The organism is Streptomyces sp. NPDC029296, assembly GCF_055569255.1.
This window is the reverse complement of sequence record NZ_JBVHXT010000035.1, coordinates 110,151-119,308: the sequence shown is the minus strand read 5'-3', so window position 1 is coordinate 119,308 and position 9,158 is coordinate 110,151. Positions and strand designations below refer to the sequence as shown.

Below are 9,158 nucleotides of genomic sequence, written 5' to 3'. Positions count from 1 at the left end.
GCCGACGGAACGTCGTCGAACGCTGCTTCAACAAGCTCAAGGGCTTCCGCGGCATCGCCACCCGGTACGACAAGACCGCTACTTCCTACGAAGCAACGGTCACACTCGCGTCACTTCTGCTCTGGGCAAGATCCCTTTGAAGACGGACCCTAACAGATGGGCCACGAACCTCGGGCCTGCTCGGTTGGGATCGGACTCGGCAGCCATGACCTGGGGGTGGCCGATACCGCCGTCCACCTGTACAGGCGCGGTATGGTTCCGCTCCTCGTGTTCACCGGAGCCACCAGTCCTACGACGCGGGAACGCATGCCCCGCGGTGAGGCTGTCCACTACCGAGAGCGGGCGCTTGAGCTTGGCGTTCCCAGCTCCGCCGTGCTTGTGGAGCCGCGCGCCCGGAACACGGGCGAGAACATCCGCTTCTCCCGGGAGCTGCTGCAAGAGGCCGGCGTGCACGTCTCCTCTGTCCTGCTGATCAGTAAGCCTTACGAGGAGCGGCGGGCATACGCCACGGCACGCAAGCTGTGGCCCGAGGTGGAGATCGTCAGCGCCTCCAGCCCGATGACGCTGGACGAGTACGCCGACTCGATCGGTGATGCCCGACTGGTGATCGACATGCTCGTGGGGGCGCTACAGCGACTGCTTGTCTACCCAGAGCAGGGCTTCATGATCAGCCAGGAGGTGCCAGACAATGTGATCGGCGCCTACGAGCGACTGTGCCAGCGTGGCTTCACTAGTCGCCTTCTGCGAAACGAACAGGGTCATGCTCTCAGCCAGGCGCGCCGGTGACGGGCCACGGCATACACCTGCTCCACCTGTGCCGGGGTGAGCTTGCCAGTGAGGGGTCCCAGGGCTGCTACCTCTCGCTCTTGGTAGACCCGCACGGCATACTGCGTGGCGGCACGGTGTAGGGACGCGACGCCTACAAAAACCAGGGCAGGTTCAACGGGCACAGCGAAGCCGCAGTACCGCCCAAGTACGGATCGGGCATAGTCGGCTTCTGCCTTGCTTGCAGCAGCGTACGGCTGGGGCCGCCCACCATTGATCTTTGCCATGGTGTCACCTACCCAGACCGAGGCACCTCGATGGGTCTTGGTGTTGATGGCAAACACGCCTCCGGGACCGATCAGTAAGTGATCGATGTCGCCGCCGTTGCTTTTCTCGATGCCGTGAAGGACCCGCCAACCGAGCGGGGACAGCCGTTCCAGTTCTCGCCCGACCCGACGTTCGCCTTCAAGCCCGGTGAACCAGTTGTCCCATTCCGTGGACTGCCGCAGCAGCTTTGCCCGCAGTCGTTGGGCCGTTGACGGGCCCCGCTCGGCAATCGTTCCCAGGAGGCGGGCGCCAGGACGGTTCCTTGCCAAGTCGTCCCCTGGAGAGAGTGGGGGGAGGGGGACCGGCCGCTCCGCTCGATTCCGCGGAGCCGGGCGCCTGGGCTGCTGGGCGGACGAGGCAGAGCGCCGTGTGGGAGAACTGGGAGGTTCGGAGCCGAGCGCAATCCCATTCCCGAGGTGCCGCCGCAGCACGGCCAGTGCTTCGTCTTGGTACTTCGGAACCTTGATCGTCACGATCTTCGTCGCTCGATCCGCCCACGCGACAGCGGTCCCATCCGGAAGGTTGACGTAGAGCCGATCCTTGCCGTGCCGCTTCCACGGATTCACCGTCAGGTCGCTCACGCGTCGCCCCCTATCCCTGCCATCCCGCACCTATGCCAGCAGCCGACGGCTAGATCGACAAGACCGCCTGGTACGAGCGAGCTGTTACAGGTTTCTCTACCTCATCAAGCACCGGCTGCGCTCCGCTCCGCCGGGCGCGCTTCCCGGCTCCGCTCCGCGCGACGCTCCTGCCTTCGGCCCGCTCCGCGCGGGCTGCGCCGACGCGCGCCCACGTGTGGGTAGGACCGGTGGCCATGAGTCGATCACCGCGGAGCGCGGCACCGGTCAGAACAATGCCTCCGGCGGGGGATCGGCCGGCACCGGGATGGAGGGGGCGCCGTCGCCGAGTGCGGGTCCGTGGGTGGCATGCGCAGGGAGCTCCCATCCCGTCCACCGTCGACCCAGGCAAAGCCGAGCAGACGCGGCCCATGGCGTCCAGGTCGTTCGTACAGTGGCGCGCTCCACCTGGACGCCATGGACCACGCCCGCTCCACGGTGTGTGGGTCGACGGCGGACGGGATGGGAGCTGGGAAGGGTGGTGGTGACGAGCGAATTACCGGCGACGGGCTTTCTTGGGCCCTGATCGTGCCTCTGAAATTTCGATCGACCTTTTGGTGAGGTAGCGCTGGAACTCGTCCTGCTCCAGAAGATCGGCGTACCTTGCGTCTGCTTGAAATTTGTAAGTGAGAAGCATGCGAATGTCAGTCGGGTTGCTGAGATCTTTCCTCTGAGACAAGACGCCGCCGACTTTTGCCGTTATCGATTGCGCCGTAGATGGGATATCTGTCGCGTGCGGATAGCTACTCAGTGCGGTGATTAGAATGTCGAAACTTCGACGCTCGTCCGTGATTTCAGAACCGGGTGCGCTGGTCTCGAAGAATTCGAACCACTCCACGTGCTGTTCCTGGTGTATGACGGACCCTGAGCGCGTGGAGTGCTCCAGTAGTGACTCTCGCAGGTCATGCAGAGATCCGTTTAGTGAAAATGGAACCTCAGTTCCTGGGCTTCTGATCATCCGGGTCATGCCGCGGACTAGGAACGCATAGCCGGCTGGCAGGTGACTCGCGAGCGCCATCGCACCAGCAGCCGCTGAGACGTTGGCGCGCTCTAGCCTGTCCAGTGCGTCGGGCGACGAAACGTATCCAGGAGCTATGGTCGACAGGAATGATCGTGGAACGAGGAGGTGGGAGGCGAACGTGTTAGCTTGGTGTTCCTGGCCAACGCCGATTGCATTGGTCTTTTCTGGTATGTCTACGTCTGATTCACCACTCTTCTGCGTGGTGTCACAGTGGATTGTCTCGACATGCCAGGGAAGCAAAACGTGAGCGAGCTCATGAGCGAGCGTGAAGCGCATGCGACGCCGGTTTTGTATCTTCTTCAGGAAGATCTTAGGGCGATCGGAGTTCAAGTTAAGGGCAACGCCGTCACAGCTGGAAGGCCAATCGCACTCTTCGACAGATGCGTATAGTTCGGCGACGCTGAATATGTCGACTGGCGGACTCAGGTTAAGGCGATCGATGAGAGTAGCGGCTAGCCGCTTCTCGGGTGCGTCAGCTTTCAATTCGTCCGGTCTTAATCAGCCATTGCAGGACACTGGAGGCCTCTGCGTCATCCTTTGCTCTGGCGGCGAGGGCGACGGTCGACAGGTCGCCTGCCCTCTTCGGGGTGACTCCAGCGCGACGGCCGGCGAAGATGAAGCGCAGTGCGCTCGGCTGCTCCACCCAGAGCGAGTACTCTTCATCGGTCAGCCCCAGGTAGGCCGGGAGCGGTCCGAGGTCTTCGGTCGACTCATGCCAGGTTTCGACGTAATCGTCAATGTCGGACAGCAAGGCACTGCCGGACATCACCTGATCCGCATAGGTCGGCTGCCTGCTAGACATCGATGCGCCTATCCTTCCTGGGATCTTTGATACGAACGCCGGACTGAGCATCTAGAGCGCCGAGATGGTATCCGCGGCTGTTGAAGACTTCGATCTCGCCATGCCGTCTGTCCCAAGTGTAATAGCGCTGCTTGTCCTTGGACCGCCACCGCATCTCTCCGTTGAACGCGCCTAGGTACTCCTGATCGTCAAGGAAGCAAGGCTTTGGGCGCGGTATGTAGGACAAGCCCCGACCACCTCCTATGGCTCGTAGTAGCCGAGTCGATGTTAACGGTGATGGTCCCTGGAGGGACAGGCTTTTGGCCAGCTGCACGTAGCCAACAGGCAACTCTCTGTCGAGGTGCGTCGCGGTGTGAGCAGCTCAGGTGTGTCACGAGTGCGTGGACCGTGCGAGGGTGATCCACCTTGGGCCGTCCCTGGGCCGTCCGAGGCCGCTCAACGACGACCGCTGATGACCACTGCCGACAGTCGTGACGGACGACAGCCGCAGGTCACGCGATTCGATCTGCGACACTGGTAACGCCATGCCTAAGCCCGGAGAACTCACTTTCGTCGCGCCGCGCGGAGCCAAGAAGCCGCCGCGGCATCTCGCCGACCTCACGCCCGCCCAGCGCAAGGACGCGGTGGCCGAGATCGGCGAGAAGCCGTTCCGTGCCAAGCAGCTCTCGCAGCACTACTTCGCGCGGTACGCGCACGACCCGGAGCAGTGGACCGACATCCCCGCCGGTTCGCGTGCCAAGCTCCAGGAAGCGCTGTTCCCGGAGCTGATGACCGTCGTCCGGCATCTGTCCACCGACGAGGGGACCACGCGCAAGACGCTGTGGCGGCTGTTCGACGGGACGCTGGTCGAGTCCGTGCTGATGCGCTACCCGGACCGGGTGACCATGTGCATCAGCTCGCAGGCCGGATGCGGGATGAACTGCCCGTTCTGCGCGACCGGGCAGGCGGGGCTGGACCGCAACCTGTCCACCGCGGAGATCGTCCACCAGATCGTGGACGGCATGCGGGCGCTGCGCGACGGCGAGGTGCCGGGCGGTCCGGCGCGGCTGTCGAACATCGTCTTCATGGGGATGGGCGAGCCGCTCGCCAACTACAACCGGGTCGTCGGGGCCATCCGGGCGCTCACCGACCCCGCCCCGGACGGACTCGGCCTCTCGCAGCGCGGGATCACCGTCTCCACCGTCGGTCTGGTGCCGGCCATCCACCGGTTCGCCGACGAGGGCTTCAAGTGCCGGCTGGCGATCTCCCTGCACGCCCCCGACGACGAGCTGCGCGACACCCTCGTCCCCGTGAACACGCGGTGGAAGGTGCGCGAGGTGCTGGACGCCGGCTTCGAGTACACCGAGAAGTCGGGCCGCCGGCTGTCCATCGAGTACGCGCTGATCCGGGACATCAACGACCAGGCATGGCGCGGCGACCGGCTCGGCCGGCTGCTCAGGGGCAAACCCGTGCACGTCAACCTCATCCCGCTCAACCCCACGCCGGGGTCGAAGTGGACCGCGTCGCGGCCGGAGGACGAGAAGGCGTTCGTGGAGGCCATCGCCGCCCACGGGGTGGCCGTGACCATCCGGGACACCCGCGGTCAGGAGATCGACGGAGCCTGCGGTCAGCTCGCGGCCACCGAGCGGTAATCTGACCACGTCCACATATCTTCATATTCCGACAGGGGAGCGCCACAGCGCTGAGAGTGCGGCGACCGGGCCGCAGACCCTCTGAACCTCGCCCAGGTCATTCTGGGTAGGAAGTTCGGTCATCACTCAAGCTGTTGCGCCCTGCCCGGGCCGCCCGCGCGGCGGTCCGGGCAGGGCCGCGTCTCTTCCTGGCCAACCCCCAGGAGGACATCCAGTGCACAACAAGACCCTCGTGGCCGTGGCGGCGGGGCTCGGCCTGGTCACGCTGTCCGCGTGCGGTGCGTCGGGGTCCGGGTCGTCCTCGGACTCCAAGACCGTCACCCTCGTCAGCCACGACTCGTGGAGCGTCTCCAAGAACGTCGTCGAGGACTTCGAGAAGCGGTCCGGGTACAAGCTCAGGGTCCTCAAGGACGGCGACGCCGGGCAGGCCGTCAACAAGGCGGTCCTGACCAAGGACAACCCGCAGGGCGACGTCTTCTTCGGCGTCGACAACACCCTGCTCTCCCGGGCCCTGGACAACGGGCTGTTCCAGTCCTACGAGCCGAAGGGCGCCGGCTCCGTCCGGCCGGAGAACCGCGTCGACCAGGACAGGCACCGCGTCACCCCCGTCGACACCGGCGACATCTGCGTCAACTACGACAAGGCCTGGTTCAGCGCGCACAAGCTGACCCCGCCGCGGTCCTTCGACGACCTCGCCAAGCCCGCGTACAAGAACCTCCTCGTCACCGAGAACGCGGCCACCTCCTCGCCCGGCCTCGGCTTCCTGCTCGGCAGCGCCGCGCGGTTCGGCGACAAGGGCTGGCCAGAGTACTGGAAGAAGCTCCGGGCCAACGGCGTCAAGGTCGTCAACGGCTGGGAGCAGGCCTACTACCAGGAGTTCTCCGGCTCTTCCGAGGGCAAGAAGGCCGGTGGCGACCGCCCGCTGGTGGTGTCGTACGCCTCCTCCCCGCCCGCCGAGGTGATCTACGCCAAGAAGCGGCCCGCGACCGCCCCGACCGGGGTGGCGTACGGCACCTGCTTCCGGCAGACCGAGTACGCCGGGCTGCTGAGCAACGCGAAGAACCCCGCGGGCGGCAAGGCGTTCCTCGACTTCCTGCTCACCCGGGAGTTCCAGCAGGACATGCCGCTGAACATGTTCGTCTACCCGGTCGTCGAGGGGGTCGCCGTGCCCGCCGACTTCACCGAGTACGGTCCGGCCGCCAAGGACCCCGAGACCCTGGCCCCCGGCAAGATCGCCGCCAACCGCGACCAGTGGGTCTCCGCGTGGACGTCGCTCGTACTGAAGTGACCGCCAAGGCGCGGGGCCGGCGCGGGAGCGCGGCGCGGCTCGGGCTGATGGCCCTGCCCGTCGCGTTCTTCGCGCTGTTCTTCGCCTGGCCCGTCGCCGCGATCGTCACGCGCGGGCTGCGGACGGACGGCACCTGGCGGTTCGGGCGGATCGTGGAGATCGCCACCCGCCCCGACATCCGGCACGTGCTGTGGTTCACCACGTGGCAGGCGCTCGCTTCCACCGCGCTCACCCTGCTGCTCGCCCTGCCCGCCGCGTATGTCTTCGCCCGCCTCGACTTCCCCGGCAGACAGGTGCTGCGGGCCGTCGTCACGGTGCCGTTCGTGCTGCCGACCGTCGTCGTCGGCAGCGCCTTCCTGGCGCTGGTCGGGCGGGGCGGCCTGCTGGACGAGCTGTGGGGGGTACGGCTGGACACCACGGTGTGGGCGATCCTGCTCGCCCATGTCTTCTTCAACTACGCGGTCGTCGTCCGCACCGTCGGCGGGCTGTGGGCCCAGCTCGACCCCCGGCAGGAGGAGGCCGCGCGCATGCTGGGCGCCTCCCCGCTGACGGCCTGGCGCCGGGTCACCCTCCCGGCGCTCGGGCCCGCCGTGGCAGCCGCCGCCCTGATGGTGTTCCTGTTCACCTTCACCTCCTTCGGCGTGGTCCAGATCCTCGGCGGCCCCGCCTTCTCCACCATCGAGGTGGAGATCTACCAGCAGACCTCCGAGGTCTTCGACCTGACCACGGCCGCCGTCCTCACCCTCGTCCAGTTCGCCGCCGTCGGCGCGATCCTCGCCGTGCACGCCTGGACGGTACGGCGGCGGGAGACCGCGCTGCGCCTGGTCGACGCCGCCGGGACCGCGCGCCGGCCGCGCGGGGCCGGACAGCGGGCGCTGCTGGCCGCCGTCCTCGCCACCGTCGCCCTGCTGCTGGTGCTGCCGCTCGGTGTCCTCGTCCGCCGCTCCCTCGACGCGCCCGGCCTCGGCTACTACCGGGCGCTGACCGACCCCGACGGCGGTACGTTCGTGGTGGCGCCCGTGCACGCGGTGTGGACCTCGCTCCAGTACGCCGCCGTCGCCACCGCCATCGCCGTCGTGATCGGTGCCCTCGCCGCCGCCGCGCTGGCCCGCCGGGACGCCGGACGGCTGGTCCGGGGCTTCGACGCGCTGCTGATGCTGCCGCTCGGCGTGTCCGCCGTGACCGTCGGGTTCGGTTTCCTGATCGCGCTCGACAAGCCGCCGCTCGATCTGCGCCAGTCCTGGATCCTGGTGCCGCTCGCCCAGGCGCTGGTCGGCGCCCCCTTCGTCGTACGGACCATGCTGCCCGTGCTGCGCGCGGTGGACGCGCGCCTCAGGGAGGCCGCCGCCGTGCTCGGGGCCTCCCCCTGGCGGGTGTGGCGGGAGGTGGACCTGCCGCTGGTGCGGCGGGCGCTGCTGATCGCGGCCGGCTTCGCGTTCGCCGTGTCGCTCGGCGAGTTCGGCGCGACCGTGTTCATCGCCCGGCCCGACAATCCCACGCTCCCGGTCGCCGTGGCCCGGCTGCTCAGCCGCCCCGGCGATCTCAACTACGGGCAGGCGATGGCCCTTTCGACCATTCTGATGGTGGTGTGCGCCGCCGCGCTGCTCGTCCTGGAGCGGCTGCGCACCGACCGGACGGGGGAGTTCTAGATGCTGCTCAGCCTGGATGCCGCGACCGTGCGCTTCGGCGGGCGGGCCGTCCTCGACCGGGTCGGCCTCGATGTCGCCGAGCACGAGGTGGTGTGCGTGCTCGGGCCCAGCGGCAGCGGGAAGTCGACCCTGCTCAGGGCCGTCGCCGGGTTGCAGCCCCTCGACTCCGGGCGGGTGGTGCTCGACGGCCGGGACCAGCGCGGGGTGCCCGCGCACAAGCGCGATGTCGGCCTGATGTTCCAGGACCACCAGCTGTTCCCGCAGCGGGACGTCGGCGCCAACGTGGCGTTCGGGCTGCGCATGCACGGTGTCGCCCGGCGCGAACGGGACGCCGAGGTGGGCCGGCTGCTCGACCTGGTCGGCCTGCCGGGGGCCGCGCGGCGGGCCGTGACCGCCCTGTCCGGCGGCGAGCAGCAGCGCGTGGCCCTCGCCCGGGCACTCGCGCCCCGGCCCCGGCTGCTCATGCTGGACGAGCCGCTCGGCCAGCTCGACCGCTCGCTGCGCGAACGCCTCGTGGTGGAACTGCGGGAGCTGTTCGGCCGTCTGGGCACGACCGTGCTCGCCGTGACCCACGACCAGGGCGAGGCGTTCGCGCTGGCCGACCGGGTGGTGGTGATGCGGGACGGACGGATCGCGCAGTCCGGGACGCCCATCGCGGTGTGGCAGCGGCCCGCCGACGCGTTCGTGGCCCGCTTCCTCGGCTTCGAGAACGTGGTCCCGGCGACGGTCGCCGGCACGGTCGCCGACAGCCCCTGGGGCAAGCTGCCCGTCCCCGACGGCTCGGCGCCGGGCAGCCGTACGGTCCTGGTCCGCCCGGCCGGGGTCCGGCTGGTGGCCGCCGGCCAGGGCCTGTCCTGCACGGTGACCGCCCGCACCTTCAAGGGCTCGCACGTGACCGTCCACCTCCAGCCGGCCGACGGGCCGCGGCTGGAGGCGGCCTGCGCGCTGCGCGACGCGCCCGAACCCGGCGCCTCGGTCGGCGTGGAGTTCGACGCGGCCGAGATCGCCGTCCTGGACTGATCGTCCGCCCCGGGGCGCGTTCGTTCCCGGGCCGGGCG

Annotated in this window: 9 protein-coding genes and 2 pseudogenes; 6 read left to right on the top strand and 5 right to left on the bottom strand. The window is 68.2% G+C overall.

The window, feature by feature from the left end:
- Together ACZ4W9_RS28190 and ACZ4W9_RS28185 are read left to right on the top strand one after the other, a co-directional pair.
- Positions 1 to 140, top strand: a pseudogene (locus ACZ4W9_RS28190) (IS5/IS1182 family transposase); the annotation flags it as partial.
- Positions 141 to 156: 16 nt separating this feature from the next.
- Positions 157 to 786: a YdcF family protein gene (locus ACZ4W9_RS28185; RefSeq protein WP_467940455.1), complete on the top strand. Its 630-nt coding sequence runs from the start codon at positions 157 to 159 to the stop codon at positions 784 to 786.
- Here the strand turns inward: ACZ4W9_RS28185 and ACZ4W9_RS28180 are convergent.
- From ACZ4W9_RS28180 to ACZ4W9_RS28160, 5 genes and pseudogenes are all read right to left on the bottom strand, one after another.
- A complete protein-coding gene (locus tag ACZ4W9_RS28180) occupies positions 759 to 1,673 on the bottom strand; it encodes a nuclease-related domain-containing protein (RefSeq protein WP_467940453.1) in 915 nt (304 codons plus the stop codon). The two genes, ACZ4W9_RS28185 and ACZ4W9_RS28180, sit on opposite strands and share 28 nt — an antisense overlap.
- A 532-nt stretch (positions 1,674 to 2,205) precedes the next feature.
- Positions 2,206 to 2,547, bottom strand: a complete 342-nt coding sequence (locus ACZ4W9_RS28175) for a hypothetical protein (RefSeq protein WP_467940466.1) — start codon at positions 2,545 to 2,547, stop codon at positions 2,206 to 2,208.
- A gap of 246 nt (positions 2,548 to 2,793) precedes the next feature.
- A pseudogene (locus ACZ4W9_RS28170) lies at positions 2,794 to 3,060 on the bottom strand (ImmA/IrrE family metallo-endopeptidase); the annotation flags it as partial.
- 142 nt (positions 3,061 to 3,202) lie between these two features.
- Positions 3,203 to 3,532, bottom strand: a complete 330-nt coding sequence (locus ACZ4W9_RS28165) for a hypothetical protein (RefSeq protein WP_467940452.1) — start codon at positions 3,530 to 3,532, stop codon at positions 3,203 to 3,205.
- Complete coding sequence (locus ACZ4W9_RS28160; protein ID WP_166005277.1) at positions 3,525 to 3,686, bottom strand: colicin E3/pyocin S6 family cytotoxin; 162 nt, start codon at positions 3,684 to 3,686, stop codon at positions 3,525 to 3,527. The genes ACZ4W9_RS28165 and ACZ4W9_RS28160 overlap by 8 nt, the downstream gene beginning before the upstream one ends.
- Before the next feature lie 370 nt (positions 3,687 to 4,056).
- Between ACZ4W9_RS28160 and rlmN the strand changes: the two genes are divergently transcribed.
- The 4 genes from rlmN (at position 4,057) to ACZ4W9_RS28140 (ending at position 9,120) form a co-directional block, all read left to right on the top strand.
- Positions 4,057 to 5,163, top strand: a complete 1,107-nt coding sequence (rlmN, locus tag ACZ4W9_RS28155) for a dual-specificity RNA methyltransferase RlmN (RefSeq protein WP_467940450.1) — start codon at positions 4,057 to 4,059, stop codon at positions 5,161 to 5,163.
- Between the two features lie 214 nt (positions 5,164 to 5,377).
- On the top strand, positions 5,378 to 6,451 hold the full coding sequence (locus tag ACZ4W9_RS28150) for a thiamine ABC transporter substrate-binding protein (protein ID WP_467940448.1): 1,074 nt from the start codon (positions 5,378 to 5,380) through the stop codon (positions 6,449 to 6,451).
- Between the two features lie 47 nt (positions 6,452 to 6,498).
- On the top strand, positions 6,499 to 8,100 hold the full coding sequence (locus tag ACZ4W9_RS28145; RefSeq protein WP_467940464.1) for an ABC transporter permease: 1,602 nt from the start codon (positions 6,499 to 6,501) through the stop codon (positions 8,098 to 8,100).
- Entirely contained in the window at positions 8,101 to 9,120 is a 1,020-nt protein-coding gene (locus ACZ4W9_RS28140) for an ABC transporter ATP-binding protein (protein WP_467940446.1), read from the top strand.
- Positions 9,121 to 9,158: the final 38 nt, after the last annotated feature.

What these genes read in the sequence shown, in the direction of transcription:
- ACZ4W9_RS28165 (WP_467940452.1), bottom strand. Translation starts at nt 3,532, where the DNA reads ATGTCTAGCAGGCAGCCGACCTATGCGGATCAGGTGATGTCCGGCAGT.
- ACZ4W9_RS28160 (WP_166005277.1), bottom strand. Translation starts at nt 3,686, where the DNA reads ATGCGGTGGCGGTCCAAGGACAAGCAGCGCTATTACACTTGGGACAGA.
- ACZ4W9_RS28145 (WP_467940464.1), top strand. Translation starts at nt 6,499, where the DNA reads ATGGCCCTGCCCGTCGCGTTCTTCGCGCTGTTCTTCGCCTGGCCCGTC.
- ACZ4W9_RS28140 (WP_467940446.1), top strand. Translation starts at nt 8,101, where the DNA reads ATGCTGCTCAGCCTGGATGCCGCGACCGTGCGCTTCGGCGGGCGGGCC.
- ACZ4W9_RS28185 (WP_467940455.1), top strand. Translation starts at nt 157, where the DNA reads ATGGGCCACGAACCTCGGGCCTGCTCGGTTGGGATCGGACTCGGCAGC.
- rlmN (WP_467940450.1), top strand. Translation starts at nt 4,057, where the DNA reads ATGCCTAAGCCCGGAGAACTCACTTTCGTCGCGCCGCGCGGAGCCAAG.